Here is a 16,243-nt window from a genome sequence, read left to right on the forward strand (position 1 = left end):
GCGGCTTATATTCAGGGCTTTCTGATTACGTCGGCTGGCGACTTGCGCACTGACGACTTCCGGCAGCGGCCACCGACGCGACCGACTGGTAGACCAAGGCCCGCCTTCGCGACTCGGAGACTGGTTCCCTCATTGCGAAGGAGCAGTTTCCGGGGCGAGCGTCCGGCAGGAACCTGAAGATCGAGCACCGGGGAACATGGAAAGCCGAACTGACGGGCTCCTGACCTCCGCGCAAGCTGTAATCGAGAGATTGACCCGCAAGCCGGCGTCCTGGACTTCACGTCCCCTCGATCTGCCGACCGCGGAATCTTCGTTTGAACTAAGCCAGAGGCTCTGCTGCACTGCCGCGAACACGCCTTAAGTGCAATAATCCTATAATTTCAAAAGCTTAATTCGCCAGCGCGAGACATCGATACTGGCGGGTGCCCATCATCCACATGAAACGGCACACAGCGCCGGCCCGCGATTTCTTCCGTGCCGTTTGAACGCGAGCGCAGTGCCAGACAACACATAGGAATGGATCGGGCTCGAAACTGGTACTGTACGGAGATAGGCCAGCGGCCAGTGGCGTGTGAATTCAGTAATCATGCCTTACGCGGCCATCTTCGCGACGTTATCATTCGATGAGCATAGGTTGGGTGTTCGCCATGAGGTTATACAGGCACCTTCGAGTTTTGCTTCTACTTGCCGCTTCGCTGTTACTGGCAGCCCAGCCAGCCTGGGCGACAAAGCGCGTGGCTTTGGTGGTTGGCAATGCCAACTATCAGAATGCCCCTCTGCTCCCAAACCCGGCCAACGACGCTGCCGCCATCACTGAAACCTTGAAGGGCGCAGGTTTCGATGTGGTTGACTCAAGGCTCAACCTCGCCGCGACCGATATGCGGCGGGCCCTGAGAGAATTCGCCGATCAGGCGCGCAATGCGGACATAGCCCTGGTGTACTATGCTGGCCACGGCATCGAGATCGACGGGACAAACTATCTGATCCCGACCGACGCCAGACTCGAACGTGACACTGATATTTATGACGAAGCATTCTCACTCGACCGCGTCCTGCTGGCAATCGAGCCTGCGAGACAGTTGCGCGTGGTGATCGTCGACGCGTGCCGCAACAATCCGTTTGCCGATTCGATGAAGCGTACAGTTGCCTCTCGATCAATCAGCCGCGGGCTGGCCAGGGTCGAACCCGCCGTCTCCAACACGCTGATCGCGTTTGCCGCGAAAGCCGGACTAACCGCCCTCGATGGCAACAGCAAGAATAGTCCGTATGCGACGGCTCTCGTAAAGTACATCGCAAAGCCGGGGCTCGACTTGCGTAGGGCCTTCGGCTTCGTCCGCGATGATGTCTTGCAAGCCACCGGCAACCGACAGGAGCCCTATGTCTACGGCTCGCTGGGCGGCGAAGACGTTGCACTTGTTCCCGCTGCCAAGGCTGATGAGCCGGTGCAAGCAGCCAACCCTCAGGCAGAAATTCGTCGTGATTACGAATTGGCCTTGCAACTACGCAACAAGCCCGCTCTGGACGCGTTCCTGAACCAGCATCCGGACGGATACTACGCGAATCTTGCCAAGCTGCAGCTTAATCAGCTCGATGCTGAGGACGCACGCGTCGCGGCAACAGCGAAGGCGCAGCAGGCGGAACAGCAGAAAACTCGGCTGATGTCGCAGGGCGCCCAGCGTGCCGACCAAGAGAAGGCGGCCGCGGATCTGAAGGCTGCGGAAGACGCCCGAATTGCCGCCGAGAAGGCGAAGCAGGCCGCGCAGGAGCAGGCCACCGAGGCAGAACGGAAACGAATTGCGTCCGAATCTACAATCGTTGCGGCTCTCTCCGGGAATAAGCCGGCTGTTGGGAGTGCCTTCGCGGACAATCCTACAGTCGCTGCGCTGGCTGACGACAATACGCCGCCAAAGCTTGCCGCACTCAGCGCCGAGCCGCGCCAGACCGATATCGCAAAAGCCGATATCACCAAATCCGTACAAAGCGAATTGAACCGCGTCGGCTGCTTCACCGGTAGCGTAGATGGCCGATGGAATGCGGCCTCCCAGCGCTCCTTGGCTCTCTTCAACCAGCACGCCGGAACCAAATTTGACGCCAAGCTCGCAAGTCTCGACGCACTTGACGCAATCAAGCTCAAGCCGTCCCGGGTCTGTCCCCTGATCTGTGATCATGGCTACAAGGCTGACGGCGACCACTGCAGCAGAATCTCCTGTGCAAGGGGCTCGTTCCTCAACGACGACAATGAATGCGAGAAACAGCGCGCCAGGCCCGTCAATGCCGCCAAGAGCAATGACAGTCAGCGGCAGGATCGGCCATTGCGTCAGCGGGCGCAGGCGAGCGCAGGCGGCTATGGCGCTGCGGTGGGCCATGCGACGGCCAGTCCTCAGATCATATGCAACGCCAGCAGCTGCCGTCCGGTCCAGCGCGGCTGCCATCTCGAATATCGCGGCGGTGGCGGGCCAGGCAACGAGGCCAATGTCGAGGTATGCCATTAGCCTCACCGCTCCTACACAACTGCGCGCTGGCACGGCGCCGAGTTGTCACGGCGCGTCGGAGCCATCAGGCCCGGTGGATTTAGGATCGCAAGCATGGCAAGTGGCCGAGCTAACGTCAGAGTCCCAAGCCTGATGTGGCCGAATCGGAGCGACCTGCGTGGTTGCGTGTGAGCTTGAGCAAAAGGACGCCAACGCCTTTCCTGGGGTGACGCTCTTCACGAAGCGGCAGGCGCCCGGCATGAAACCAACGGCGGTTTATCTTCCGCCAAAGCACCCAACAGCCGCCACCAAGTTCGATGTCGTGATCTGGCTTCACGGCTTCTACGTCAAAAACCATGAATTCCTTTTCCACAACGATCCAGCGCGGCTGCGCGAACAGGTCCGGGATTCCGGCAAGGACGTGGTGCTCATCGCGCCCTTCCTGGGCTACGAATATGCTGTGGGCAACACCTTTGCCGGAAACTACAGCGTGTCCGACCTGGCCACCGCGAACTGGGGTGAACGCTATCTCGAGGAGATCCTTGGAGCTCTGGCCAGGTTCCTGGGTATCTCCTCGACGTCCATTCCTCAGCTCCAGATCGGCAAGCTCATCATCGCATGCCACTCCGGCGGTGGTAACGGCATGCGCAATCTCGTCGGGAGCCTCGGAAAGTATCAGGGGAAGCTGACGGCTTGTTGGGGATTTGATTGCCTTTACGGTGCCAATGCGCGGCCCGACGATGCGACCTTTTGGTACCAGTGGCTATCTGGGCAGAGCGGCCACGCCCTCGAGATCGTGTATGGTCCGTCAACTCTCCCGCAATCGGTGAAGCTGGACCTGATCGGGCGCGGGCTGGCGACGGCCGATGGCAATCAAACCCAGCCTCAGCGCCCTGCCCTCAAGAATCTCAACGTAAGCTTGGGTCATTACGACCTGTTCCCGGCATTTGGACAGATGGTCAGGGTCAACGATCTTGACGCGGCTTTCGTGGATCGCTTCATGATACCGCAGGTCGCGGACCAACCGCGGCATAAGCCTGCGCCGCTGGACGGGGAATTCCTCCAGCACGCGATTTCCAACATTCGCAGTGCTTTTCCCTTTCCAAAGGACATTCATTACATGATCGCCCGCGGTGGCTTCTTCAGCCGACTGAGCAAGCTATAGCCCCAAGCCTCACAGGACTCACTTGATGGAATAGGATTTGACGTCGAACGACCAATTGTTCGTCACAAGCTTTCCGCTGCTGTTGTCCGGCACGCGCAGCTCACTGGTCCAGGCCGATAGATAGCTCAACGCGTCCGCCTGACCTTCCAGCTTGCGAGGCATGTCCGGCAAATCGAGCAATTGCACGCGCAGCTCGCTCAGGATGGCGATCATCACTGCGGACCCCGTCGGCGGTGCGACGACATATTCAAAACCACGCTGCCGCGCCGCCGGAGCAGGGACGACAAATTCGACACCCGGCTTGACGAGATTAATGTCGCGTTCGTTCGACTGCGCCAATAGCTCGGGGGTCGGAAAGATCTGGGACATCCGCCCTTCCGAGTCGACGTCAACCAGAATGAGATATCCAGGCCTCCTGGCGGTGACGCCGAACGAGACCTTGGCGCCGACGTTGACGGTCTGACTCGGCAGGATCTGAAGGGACACACTCGCGGTATTGGTCTGCCTGCGCACCGCTTGTGCGGGCCAAAGCCAAGGTACGTACGTCGTGCCGATATGCAACGCCCCCGTCGGCAACGGTGCTGCGGACGCAGGTCCGCTGCCCGCCTGTAGCAGCAGGAATGCGAACCATGCTCGCTTGCGGCGGATCGACTGCGATGACGGCATGGCGTGCTCCCCTAAGAGTCAGGGAGCACTGAAGAAGCCGATCGAGGCGATTCGCGCGTCCGCGGGCAAGTAACGCTCGAGACTCTTGATCACCTGCCCCGAGGCGCGACGCCGGTTGAACTGTACTAGGGCTGTCTCAAGCTCGACCATGCGTTGCTGCGAAGTCACCGCAACGATCTGTTCCGCACCGAACGGCTCGCCGACCCTGAGCGGTAGGCGCAAACTCGCCGATCTGGCCAACGCCGCATCAGCACCCACCGGATACAACAATTGGATGGTGCCGTCGCCGGACACATTGAACAGCAGCACCGCCCTTGATGCCACATCAGATAGGTCAACTTCGATGGTCTGGCCAGCACGTTGTTGGCGATCGTCTGGCCAAATACGCATCACCTGCGGCGACCGTGTCGCAATGCGCTTGAGTTCACGAATTGCCGCAGTCCTATCAATCACCGTCGGCAGGCTGGCAACGTCCATCCCGTAGGCGACCACATCACCCCAAGCGATCACGTCGTGCGACACAGGATCCCATATCAGGTCGGGATTGTCCGTCGGTTGAACAGCCTGCACGGAAACATCTTTTGGCTTCACGCTTACAAAATAGCTAGTCTTGCCGTCCAGCGCCGCCAGCCGGATTGGTGCAACGAGGCGTAGAGGCCCCGGCGCGCCGGCGATCGGAAGTTCCTTGGCCGCCCCCGCAAGGGTCGGAATGGTTGGAGCCTTGGCCGTGACAGCCGACGGTGCGGGCGCCTGTCCATCGACGGGCACCCCGGCTCCGGCCTGACCCGAGGCCGCTCTCGCGGCCGGCCCCTGAATCAGCACGACACCGCGCGTCAATCCGAAGGCGACGTCGGTATCCGGCGTCTGAGCTGGCGATGATACAGTCACGATATTCTGGCGCTGGTCCGAGAGCTGATAGACCACCTGCCGAACGTTGCTGAAAAGCTCCTTAAGCGTCACCTTCCCATCGTGATTGATGTCCGCGCTACCTTCCACCGCACGCGCGACCGCATAGCTGAGAGCCCCGCGTAGGCCATCGATGCCAGGGATGCGGACTTCCGGCGCTTTGGTGTAGCGGTCCACCGCGGCCAGAAACGCCGTGTGGTCAAGGTCAAGTTCAGACTTCGGATCGTTGCTGTCCGAGACCGGCTTCAGTTCGTCGACCAGCAACGTGTAGCGCGGGACCTGCCGGAAGCTCATCTCAGCGGCACGCGGATCGATGTCGCGCACCATACCGCCACCGTGGCAGGTGTCAGCCACGAAGATCACCCTCGCTCCGCGCAGCTCGAACTGCCGTATGAAATGGTTGAACTCGCTGCCCAGAACCCGCTCAACGGACCCGGTTGGCGTGGTTTCAAAGCCTGGCAGCAGGAACACGTTCTCCATCCCGTCCGGCTCCGCGCCCTTGACGCGCTCCGGCTCCTGGGTGCCATGGCCGGCGATCGACAGAAAGATGAGGTCGTTGTTCTTGGTCCGCTCCACCAGTGCACTGATCTCGCGCAGGACGCCTGCCCTGTCGGCCTGCGCGTTAGTCAGTTCGACGACGTCGCCAACCCCCATGGATTTAAGGCTGGTCACGATGTCCGTAGCGTCAGCGACCGCACCCTTCAATTTGCGCACGTGCTGGTAGTCGTCGATCCCGATCACGAGCGCACGCACCGCCGCCCCATCTGGATTGCTGAGCGACAAATCTCCTGCCGCATGCGCCCGCGGGATTGTCAGTCCGATCAACGCGGCGAGCCCGATGGTGGCGCACAGCCGCCCGATCCCGCAGTCAAGTCCTCTGGGCATCCGCATCGTGATCCACCTCGACATCATGCCTACCCATTTTGTAGCTCTGGCGACACACTGGGTTCAGCGCCTTTTGCCTGCCGTTTTGCGGCCCGCCGGCGGTTGTTCAGTCTGCTCCTGATAGGCGCCCGCTGAAACCGTCGTCTGATCATCCGCGAACGCTCGAAAGCGGACCGGAACATAGCCGCGCGCGAGCAAGCTCGCCAATGGATAGACGTTGCGACAGACGCGGCCGTTGCAGCCACCGGTCGAGGATTCCATCACCTCGGCCTTGCGATCAGGCGTGAACCGCAGGAACAGCATCACATGCGAGCCTGGCTTGTTCAGCGCATCGCCGGGCCTCAGGTCCCAAGGATTTGCCACGGGCGCAGCGATCGCGGGGATAGCTGCAGTCGTATAGTGGACGGAGAGCCCCCACGCGGCGCTGACGAATGCCGAACAGTCGACGCCCGCCACATCGGGCCGTGGCGCATTGCGGGTGCACACATTGCCAGCCAGCGTTCCGCTCTCGATCCGCTGCCGGAAGTTCGCGAGCGAACCGTGGCAGCCCCAGCAATACGGTACGCCGCGCACCTCCTGGTTCACTTTTCCCTGCAGATACCACGGCCGACGAACACGGCTGAAGCCGCTGCATTGGCTGTCGGGATCGTTGCCGTAGTTCGCCTGCGTCAGCTTCCACTGGATACCCTCGAACGCAAACGCGGTCTCGATCGCCTGCTGGCGATTGGACGGCCTCACGGCGGCCGAAGCGTCAAATTTGACGCCGGATTGTGGTGCCGGCGCCGTCGTCGTTCGCGACGGCCGCACGTCGATAATCGAGGCATTGGTCAGAGGTCGGAACCCGACGCCAATCACTTCGATACCGTCCGGCTTGGTTCGCAGGAAATAGACATCGCCACTGCCCGACACCGTGACGAACCGTCTGGTCAGCGGCGTATTTTCCAGAGGAAGCTCATAGATTCCCTCGAGACGCCCGTTCGCGGCATAGCGTGCGACGAACGTGGAGGCGTTCTTTCCTGATGGCGGAACGTCCTCGGCCAGCACGTAGAAGCGGTCGCTGTTGTCGATCTCGAGAAACTCCACCGTGCCGAGCTGGTTGCGCACGCGCAGGCCGAGTTGGCCGATGGTTTCGTTGGTGACCATGGTCTGGATCTCGACCCGGACGCTGGCATTGCCCTTGTCCGGAATGATGTCGGCGATCACCGAGCCCTTGCTTCGAGAAGCCACGTATTGCCGGTCAGGCTGCCGGGTCGTCCTGATGATGGCCGCGCGGGTGTTCTGATCGAGCAGGTCCGCCGCGCTGCCGGGTGCCTGCGATCCCATCTGGGCGAAAGCGGAGACGGCAACCTGGTCGTCTGCTCCACGGCTCGAGACCTCCTCAAGCTGGATCACGTCACCGCCGAGTCCGCGCGTGGATTGCCCCGGCGCCGCCTTCAGCGTCCGTACGCCACCGTCCCAAACCATTATGTCGTCGTCATGGACGACGAGATCGGTCGGCTGGACGTCTTTCGGCATCTTGAGGACGTCGGGATCGGAGTTTGGCTGTTTCGGGTCAAACTGGATGATGCGACCGTTGATCTGATCGAGCAAAAACAGGTTGCCCTGCCCGTCGGCGCTGAGTGCTTGCGGTCCCGCGAGTTCCACGTCCTCGCTGGCCGGGACTATGCCGACCATGGAAGCAGCCGAACCGCCGGTAAAGCTGCGTACGACAGTATCGTCGGCGTGCGCCTTGGTTCCGAAAATGCCCGCGCTAACGATGAAGACCCAGATCCAATGTTTTGGACGAAGCATATTCGCCTCAATGTACCCCGAACCGATCGCCGCGTCGGACCGACTAATCCGAGATGCCGTTGATGCCGCGCGTCAATTAGTGGTGAGCAATCTCAATCGCGTTCAATTCTATCACTGGACGGTGATAGTCCGAAATTTCTTCAGCTTGCCGAGGAAAACCATGGCCCGGAATAGATTTGAGCAAGTGAACGAAGTCCAGCCCGACGCGGTCACGCTGCTCCTGAAACGCGACAGTGACGGTGCCTCCGGAGCGATCGTGCTGCCTGCCGCCGCGAGCCAAGGGCGGCTGACCACCGACCAGGTCAGCGCGCAATTGCCGGCTCAGGATGCTTTTCGCGGCGCGATCCGGCTGGCTAACGACGTCAAGCTCGCGCTCGTGGTGTGCGATCCAGACGGGGTCTGGAAGCCCGAATGGGGCGATCTTTATCAACCGATCGATTGACCCGCATCGGATGGAGCCGGCAAATGCTGCGACGCCGCATACAGACTAGCTTGCCGAACGGACCCTCCGCCCGACTGTCGTTCCTTATACCGGCCCTGATGGTCGCGCTGCTCGTTGCGACAGGCTGGCCGGCACGCGCCAACGACTCGGCTGCGGAATTGTCGATCGGTGGGCTCCAGTTCGTACGCACCAATGACGTGGCCATGGAGAGCGAGAACCTTCGTATCACGCTCGACAGAATCAGCGTTCGCTACCAATTCGCGAACCTCACCGCCAAGCCGGTCACGCTTAATGTTGCCTTTCCGCTGCCCGACATCGACCTGTCGGAGGCTGAGAATGTTGCATTGCCGTCAAGTGATCCGATCAACTTCGTCGAATTCGAGACCAAGGTCGATGGCAACCCGGCGCCGCTGACCGTCGATCAGCGCGCCATGGTTGGCAACAGGGATGTCAGTGCCCTGCTCCGCGAACTCAAGTTGCCGCTGCTGCCGATTGGTGGCCGCGAGATCCGGGTGACCGACCTGCCCGCGGCGACCCGGACCCGGCTTGTGGACGACGGACTTCTGATGCCTGCCGGAATGAGCGACAACGGTCGCCAGCAATATGCGCCGGGGTGGACCGTCAAGACCTCGGCTGTGCGCCAGCAGTTGTTTCCGCCCGTGCGCAGCGTCACGGTCGAACACCAGTACCGGCCGAGCGTCGGCTCCAGTCCTGACACCATTCTGCGCTCGAGCCTGCGCCGCAGCAGCGCACTCGGTCAGGAAGTTGCGCGTTACCGGAAAGAATACTGCATCCAGGATACGTTCCTTGCCGAGCTCGACAAGCGCACGGGCAATAACCAGACCAACGGCGCAAATCTCCAGGAGCGGCGCATATCGTACGTGCTCAAGACCGGCGCGAATTGGGCTGGGCCGATCCGGTCATTCAAGCTGACTATCGACCCAGGCGGCAGCGACCGCTTGGTGAGCTTCTGTCCTGGGCGGCTAAAGGCATCGTCCGCTACTGGAAACACGCTTGAATATACGGCAAGCGACTTCAAGCCGGATGCCGACCTGAAAATCCTGGTGATCGGAACATTCTGAGCGTGCCGGTCAATTGGTGAGCAGCACGTAGCGCACGGCCGCGATGACAGTCATCTTATTGCGCTGAGCCTCGCTTAGCGCCTGCAGGAAGAACGTGTCGGCGGCGATCGGTCGCGGCTGGCGCAACGAGTCGAGAACCTGCGGGACCGCCACGACCAATAGCAGTTGCGGACCGCTCGCGCGCGCTGTCGGGAGCGTAAACGAAAGTGAGTCGATGCCCGGCTTCAGAAGATAAGACAGGCTCTGAACATCGCCGCGATCAGATACCATCAGGAGCTCCACCACGCGGTTGGCAAAGTTCTCGATGGTCCCATTGAGGGTTTCACCGCCCTTCAGCTCTGTCGCTGACAAGGTGATGCGTGGCATTCGCGCCTGATCGCTCCCGACCTGACTCAAGAACTTGACGGCTGGGCATTGCGCCTGGGTCACTTGCCTGACGCCGATCGAAGCCTCGAAACCCTGCTCACGCCGAAACGCTTTGTCGAACGTGTCGAATGGGACGGTCGAGGCACCGAACCCTTCGATGACAGCGGCATTTGGGCTCACGGCAATCGGCAACACGAAGAAGCAGTCACCGCCGGAATATTGGGCCACGTATTTGCGGATGCGCTCGGCGCGCCCTGGCCCATCGAGTGCCGGAGACTGCGTCGCCGTCGGCTGCGCGGGCAACTTCTCCGGCTCTTGGCGTCCGGGCTGTGGTCCAGCGGGCTCGACCTTCGGCGGCGCCATTGCTCCGGCGAGTTTCGGGGGTGGCGACAAGACCGCGGTGCCTGGCGCTGACCAAACCAGCTTGTAGAAGGCATATCCACCACCGCCGACCAGCAGCAACAATGCCGCGGCGCCCGCCCCCAGCCAGAGGCGGCGCGGACTCCGCGCGATCTCCGGCATCCTGTCCTGCGGCGCCGGCGACGCGCTTTCCGGCCGCCGCAGCGGATCGAAGCCATATAACGGCGCGGCCGGCGTCTGGGCGGAACCGGTTGGCGTCCAGCTGGCGACCTCCCCCATAGTGGGGCGCAATGCCGGATCAGGCTGCAGCATCCGCTCCAGCAAAGGTCGGATGCGCATATCCACACCACCGAGATCGGGCACACGCCGGCGCTTCTCCACCAGTTGAAATTGGCTGCCGCCCATGTCGAGTTTCTGTCCGGTCAGCGCATGGAACAGCACAAGACCGAGGCTGTAGACATCGGATTTCGCAGTCACGTCATTGCCGTACAACCCTACTTGCTCCGGCGATGCGTAGTTGTCCTTGCCGGCGAAGCCCGAGCCGATGATGGTTTTGTCGCCCATTTGGGTCGACCGAGCGATGCCGAAGTCGATGATCTTGGCCCGACTGACGTCGTCGAGCGGAATGATGATGTTGTCCGGAGACACGTCGCGATGGATGATGCCGTGCTCATGTGCGGCCTCCAGTCCCAATGCGACACGCTGCCTCAGCCTGATCAGCGCCTCGAAGGTCAACGGCCCATCATCGAGCATGTTCGAGAGCGAGCGGCCATTCACGAACTCCATCGCGAGATAAGGTCGCTGCAGCACCGGCTCGACGGTAAACAGGAAGTAGCGAACGATCGCGTCGTGCGGAAGATTGTGGAGTGCCGCCGCCTCTCGACGGAACAGCGCGAGCGCGGCCTCGTTATCAACCACGTCGGGCAGTAGCATTTTCACCGCAATAGGCGATCCAGTCTGGATCTCACGGCATTTGTAGACCTCACCCATGCCGCCCGCGCCGATCACCGCTTCGACCTCGTAAATGCCATTGAGACGGGTGCCGGGCGGCACGCCGTGATAGGACGATCGGAACGGATCGCTCGGACTCATGGTTGCGGCTCCCGATTGAGCGGAGATCTTGTCGTCCCCTGAGATCGTGCCGTCAGTAGTCGCACGATCACAATCGTCAAATTGTCAAGCCCGCCACGATCAAGAGCCAGCGCGAGCATGTCATCGCAAGCCGCCTGGGCGCGTCGCGTAGCCGCGTGCTGCAGGATCTCGTCGTCCTGCACGTGCCTGGTCAGGCCATCGCTGCAGATCACGAAGATATCTTCTGGCTCGGCCGGGCCTGTCACCACCTCGAATTCCGGATCATCGGCGACACCGACGGCACGCGTAATGGCATTGCTCGGCCAATCATTCACGTCTTCGCGCGACAGCGCACCTTTTGCGATCAGCTCCTCCAGTTCGCTGTGATCATGCGAGACCTGGCGAATTGCGCCGCGACTAATAAGGTAGACCCGGCTGTCACCCGCCCATATGCAGGCATAGTAGTTATCGCGAACGAGCAGAACCGCCGCTGTGGTCCCGACGGTGGCACCCTGTCGTTCATGACTAAGCGCCAGTATCTGCTGGTTTGCGCTGAAAAGCCGCTCCTCGCATTCCGCCAGCAGGTCTGCGGCTGATTCTGGTGTGGCGATAGCGTCGAGCGACTGCACTACGATGCGACTGGCGAGATCACCGGCCTCGTGCCCCCCCATGCCGTCGGCGACCGCCCACAGACCAACGTCGGTTCGTACCAAACATGAATCCTCGTTCCGCTCCCGCACGCGTCCGGCATGGGTGACGCTGCCAACATCGAACAAGGACGGAATATGCACCATCGCGCGTCATCCATTCCCGGATGCCGCGGGTCCGAGATCACCGGTCAGCAGCGTGACGTAGTGAAACGGATCTGGCAATCCGCGACAACTCAGCGCCATTGGCGGGAAGCCTTCTCCTCCGGCGGTCCACCAGAAGCTAGCCGCGGCGTAGACCTGTGGGTTGGCAGCGCAAAGTGCTGCAAACGACGCCGCGAAGGCTTCGACCGCCGAAGCCCTCCCCATTGCCGCAGTACCAAGCGACGTGACCGGCGGATCGCCGGTGATGGTCTCCTGCAGTCGTGGCACCGAAAGCCGATCCAATGCATCGGAGATCTGCTCGAAGGTTGCGGCCCGATCCAGGGTCGAAAGCAGGAACGCCTCCACTTGCCCGAACCATTCGTCCTGCGGATCAATGCTCGGCGGCGGCAGCGAGACGGCCTCGCCGGTCACCGCATGCAGGGTCAAGGGATAGTATCGCCCCACCCCATCGAGCGAGGGCATGATCGCACCCGCCACTGTCGTGCCGCAGATCGCGGCGCCGAGCCAAAACCGCCAGACCGGCGCGGTCAGAAAGGCCTGTTGCCATCCTGGGCCAAGCTGGTGGCGACTTGCTGACAGCGCAGCCTGTACCCACGGCTCCCAGGCTTCCAGGAAGCTGCGCGGGGTCGCGATCGCGATGAAATCGCGCTTCGCACCGATTTTGCCGAATATCCCGCAACGCATGGTCATATCCCGGTCGGGCAACGAAACTCGCGCAGCACTGACAGGTTCAGCGGGTTGCGCAACGATCCGGTCGAAATTTGATAGTTGAGCTCGCGCCCGGCGACGATGAAACTCGCGCTGGCGGTTTCCGCTTTCACCACTAACGAGCCCGCCTCCAACATCCGAAACAACGACCAGGGACCAATGCGCTCAAGCACGGATGGCGGGCCGGTATCGTTACTGACTGAAATTGCCGTTCGCGGCGCTGGGCCCGGCCATAGGATAGTAGTCGGCGAGTTGGTCTGCGGCGGTGGCGGTGGCGTAGGTTGCGGCCCGCCGAACAAGGACGGAGGGGCCGATCCGGGAATGGTTGGGCTCGCAATTGTGGTGCCACCGATCTCGGTCTTAACTGTCACGCCTGGTCCCGGTGCCCCAGGGGGTCGGATCGCGAATGAAACGGCGGGCACACCGCCGCCCGTCTGGAAGAACGCATCCCGGATATAAGCCGCGTTCTGGAATTGTTTGAGCGTCTCGGGCGAGAACGACCGACCAACGGGGCTCTCCTTTCGCCAAGCCCAGTCCGACCGCGACGTGTCGGCATAAGGTGCCAGGTACTGGGTGAAGAACCTGTCCATAACGCCATTCGGACTGAACAATTTGGCAAAATCCGCGAGCGGAACTTCCTGGCCGCTGCCGCGGATAAACGGGTAGCGGTTAGTCACGGTCTGTTGGCAGACCGGCGTGACCTGATCGCGCAACGTTTGCAGGATTTGTCCGGCGGTTGAAGCCGCGATGCTACCTTCGAACTCCGCGGCTGCTGCTCGCAACATATCGGAGAATGGCGGCGGCATGCGCGAGGCGTTGTTGCGGAGCGCTGCGACCTGGTTCTGGAGCGCAGCTGTGGCCTGTGCGGTCAGTTGGGGATTCTCGATGATCAGTGTCAGGTTCTGCGCGATGTCGTTCAGGTTCGCGACGGTCGAGTCGATTGGCCGGCGGGTGCTCTCGCCTTCGAGCGCTGCGTGGTAAGGCTTGAACTGTGCTTCGATCATCGTGCCAGGCGGTCCATCCTGAGCATTCGTGAAGAGTGCTGGCGCCGATGCGGCAGCTGGCGCCGAAGCGCTCTTCGCCCGTTCCTTGGTCAGCACCGTCTCGTCGCGCACCGACTCCAGAATTTGCCGCATCGGCGAGGTCGGCGCCGAAAGCGCCCGAAGCACCTCATATTTCGGTTTGTCGGCGAGCAGCTTCTTCAGGCGCAGGCTCCCGAGCGCCGTTCGCCAGGTCGTCACGAAATCGTTTGAATAGATGCTGAGCAGATCGCCGGCCAGATTGTCGTACTGCTGGTTGATGGCCGACTGCTGGCCGGCATCCCCCAAAACCCATCGCTCCCGCTTCATCCGCTCAGACAATCCGGACAGCCGGGCGACGAACTTCTGATGGAAGCCGTTATACGTGAAGAACTCAGGTACCCGCACGGCGTCCAAAGGCTGCCCGGTCGTGGTTTCGAACACGACACCCATGTCGGGTCCGCCATGGCGGCTGGCGATCCAGTCGCCGGCGATCGACGCGCGAGCCTCCGATTTCAGAAACTCGTACGCTCGTTGCGACACGCTCAGGCGCGCCAAGGAGTTCTGGGCCTGCTTGATCAACCGGCCGTCGAGTTCGACCAAGGGCGGCTGTTCGGTCTCGAGGTCGAACATTGCCACGAGGTTCTCGTCGAGCAGACGCCGCCCTTCTGCGTTGGTGGCGCCAGGATAGAGATTATCCGCCCAGTCACGTTGCATCCAGGAGCGGATCAACTCGCGATCCGGCGACTGCAGGCCACCGATCATCAGATAGACCTTGAGCGCCTCATAGACGAAGGCAGGCTCGTTTATGCGCGCATTGAGCTGCTCTTCCAGGCGATACAGCAGGCGCGGTCGGAACATGCGTTCAAGCGCGGTGTGATAGGCCGCTTTCGAGGGCGACAGCAGCCGGGCGCGCTGACTGAGCCCGTAGCGAGCCGACAGAGGCACCGGTTCGCCGCGCGATCCGTAGCCCGCCGGGGCGTTGCGAAGCCGGTAGAGTAGCGGCAGCACCTTGTCGAGATCATGATCGGCAATCAATGCCTGCTTGATAAGTGCCGCGCCGGCGGTTGCATACTCGCTATCCGCCTGCAGGCTTTGCTCGATCAAATCGGCGTTCCGCTTGTAGCTCACCAGCCAAGCTGCGATCAGCCCGATCGAGACCAGACCGATCAATGACAGGGCTGCGGTCTTCAGGACCAGCGCGCGGCGCACCGCGGCACGGTCAGTCGAGACCCAGTCGGCCTCGCCGATGATGACCTTGGAAATCAGATCGGCAAGGAAGAAGCTCTTGCCCGTGCCCGAATAGGATCCGGAACCGACTTCCTCAGCGCCGAACGTGCGCGCCAGCGACCCGATCAATTGATCGATCGGCGTGCCCTGCTGCGTACCCGAAGTAAAGTAGAATCCGCGCAGGTTCGCGTTCACGTGATAGCGCGTCGGCTCGAAGATCAGGTTGAGGAAATCGTGGATCTGAGGCTTGAGCCGCGCCATCTGTGCCGGAAAACCGAACAATTGCACGCGGTGCTGGGGCGTCGGCTCGTCCTGCAGACGGTCGAGCGTCTCTTCGCTCAGGCGCTCCAGCAGACGGTCGAACTCGAACGGGATCTGCCCAACCAGATTCTGGGTCTTGTCGGCGGTCTGGAACGTGGCACCCCAGACTTGACGGCGGCCGGCCTCCCCGAGATAGGCGAAATACTCGGTGAAGCCGGCAACGAGATCCGCTTTGGTAAATAGCGCGTAGACTGGGAAGCTGACCTTGAGTCTCTGATGCAGCTCGAGCAGGCGCATCCTGATGGCATCGGCATGAAGTGCGAGCTCCTGCTTCGGCAGCGTCAGGATGTCTTCGATACTGATGGCGACAATAACGCCGTTGATCGGTTGGCGCGACCGGCTTTTCTTCAGGATGTCCAGGAACGCCAGCCAGCTGTCCTTGTCGGCCTTGCTGTTGGAGTCCTGGGTGGTGTAGCGGCCGGCGGTATCGATCAGCACCGCCTCCTCTGTAAACCACCAATCGCAGTAGCGGGTACCGCCGACCCCTGCGATCGCCGCGGGCGTTGCCCCGCGCGCGAGCGGAAATTTGAGCCCGGAATTGACAAGCGCCGTCGTCTTGCCGGCGCCGGGCGGACCGATGATGACGTACCAGGGGAGATCGTAGAGATAGCCCGACTTGTTGCCGCTGGCGGTCTTCAGCGTCGCGAGCGCATCCTTCATGCGCTCCTTGAGCACTGGTTCATCGCTGACGGGCTGGTCTGCACCAGCGATACCATCGGCAATCTCCTTGGCACCCTTGCGCCGCTTGAACAGATTGAGGCCAACGATGCCTGCCACGGCCGTGGTGAGCAGCAGAATAGCGATCTGCCGGACGATATGGTTCTCCAGCGGCCGCCAATCGCCGAATGCGATGAAGGGACCGGCGAAATAGATCACCGCTCCCAGCGAGCTGAGCCCGACCCCGTAGAGAACGATGCGAAGAATGTCCTTGGCAAGCATCTAACCGTA

General features: G+C 61.7%; 11 protein-coding genes. 4 read left to right on the forward strand and 7 right to left on the reverse strand.

Annotation, left to right across the window (positions count from 1 at the left end):
• Nucleotides 1-647 precede the first annotated feature (647 nt).
• Nucleotides 648-2,492: a caspase family protein gene (locus IVB50_RS30115; protein WP_026233407.1), complete on the forward strand. Its 1,845-nt coding sequence runs from the start codon at nt 648-650 to the stop codon at nt 2,490-2,492.
• 157 nt (nt 2,493-2,649) lie between these two features.
• Nucleotides 2,650-3,636, forward strand: a complete 987-nt coding sequence (locus IVB50_RS30120) for a hypothetical protein (RefSeq protein ID WP_026233408.1) — start codon at nt 2,650-2,652, stop codon at nt 3,634-3,636.
• Nucleotides 3,637-3,654: 18 nt separating this feature from the next.
• Here IVB50_RS30120 and IVB50_RS30125 read toward each other — a convergent pair whose 3' ends face one another.
• From IVB50_RS30125 to IVB50_RS30135, 3 genes are read right to left on the reverse strand one after another with little or no spacing between them, the layout of a single operon-like run.
• On the reverse strand, nt 3,655-4,302 hold the full coding sequence (locus IVB50_RS30125) for a DUF4384 domain-containing protein (RefSeq protein ID WP_026233409.1): 648 nt from the start codon (nt 4,300-4,302) through the stop codon (nt 3,655-3,657).
• An 18-nt stretch (nt 4,303-4,320) separates the two neighbouring features.
• A complete protein-coding gene (locus IVB50_RS30130) occupies nt 4,321-6,099 on the reverse strand; it encodes a caspase family protein (RefSeq protein ID WP_039800154.1) in 1,779 nt (592 codons plus the stop codon).
• Between the two features lie 57 nt (nt 6,100-6,156).
• A complete protein-coding gene (locus IVB50_RS30135) occupies nt 6,157-7,767 on the reverse strand; it encodes a hypothetical protein (protein WP_240543156.1) in 1,611 nt (536 codons plus the stop codon).
• Here IVB50_RS30135 and IVB50_RS30140 point away from each other — a divergent pair.
• Nucleotides 7,766-8,326, forward strand: coding sequence for a hypothetical protein (locus IVB50_RS30140; RefSeq protein ID WP_231191009.1), 561 nt, complete (start codon nt 7,766-7,768; stop codon nt 8,324-8,326). The two genes, IVB50_RS30135 and IVB50_RS30140, sit on opposite strands and share 2 nt — an antisense overlap.
• A 98-nt stretch (nt 8,327-8,424) precedes the next feature.
• Nucleotides 8,425-9,408: a DUF4424 domain-containing protein gene (locus IVB50_RS30145; protein ID WP_018457622.1), complete on the forward strand. Its 984-nt coding sequence runs from the start codon at nt 8,425-8,427 to the stop codon at nt 9,406-9,408.
• 9 nt (nt 9,409-9,417) lie between these two features.
• On the opposite strand, the gene IVB50_RS30150 is transcribed toward IVB50_RS30145, so the two are convergent.
• From IVB50_RS30150 to tssM, 4 genes are read right to left on the reverse strand one after another with little or no spacing between them, the layout of a single operon-like run.
• Entirely contained in the window at nt 9,418-11,226 is a 1,809-nt protein-coding gene (locus tag IVB50_RS30150; protein WP_018457623.1) for a serine/threonine-protein kinase, read from the reverse strand.
• Nucleotides 11,223-11,999: a protein phosphatase 2C domain-containing protein gene (locus tag IVB50_RS30155; RefSeq protein ID WP_018457624.1), complete on the reverse strand. Its 777-nt coding sequence runs from the start codon at nt 11,997-11,999 to the stop codon at nt 11,223-11,225. Before IVB50_RS30155 ends, IVB50_RS30150 begins: the two co-directional genes overlap by 4 nt.
• 6 nt (nt 12,000-12,005) lie before the next feature.
• Nucleotides 12,006-12,707, reverse strand: coding sequence for a type VI secretion system-associated protein TagF (gene tagF / locus IVB50_RS30160; RefSeq protein WP_018457625.1), 702 nt, complete (start codon nt 12,705-12,707; stop codon nt 12,006-12,008).
• On the reverse strand, nt 12,704-16,234 hold the full coding sequence (gene tssM, locus IVB50_RS30165; protein ID WP_018457626.1) for a type VI secretion system membrane subunit TssM: 3,531 nt from the start codon (nt 16,232-16,234) through the stop codon (nt 12,704-12,706). The genes tagF and tssM overlap by 4 nt, the downstream gene beginning before the upstream one ends.
• Nucleotides 16,235-16,243: the final 9 nt, after the last annotated feature.

This window comes from Bradyrhizobium sp. 87 (assembly GCF_023073015.1).
GTDB classification, from domain to species: Bacteria; Pseudomonadota; Alphaproteobacteria; order Rhizobiales; family Xanthobacteraceae; genus Bradyrhizobium; species Bradyrhizobium canariense_D.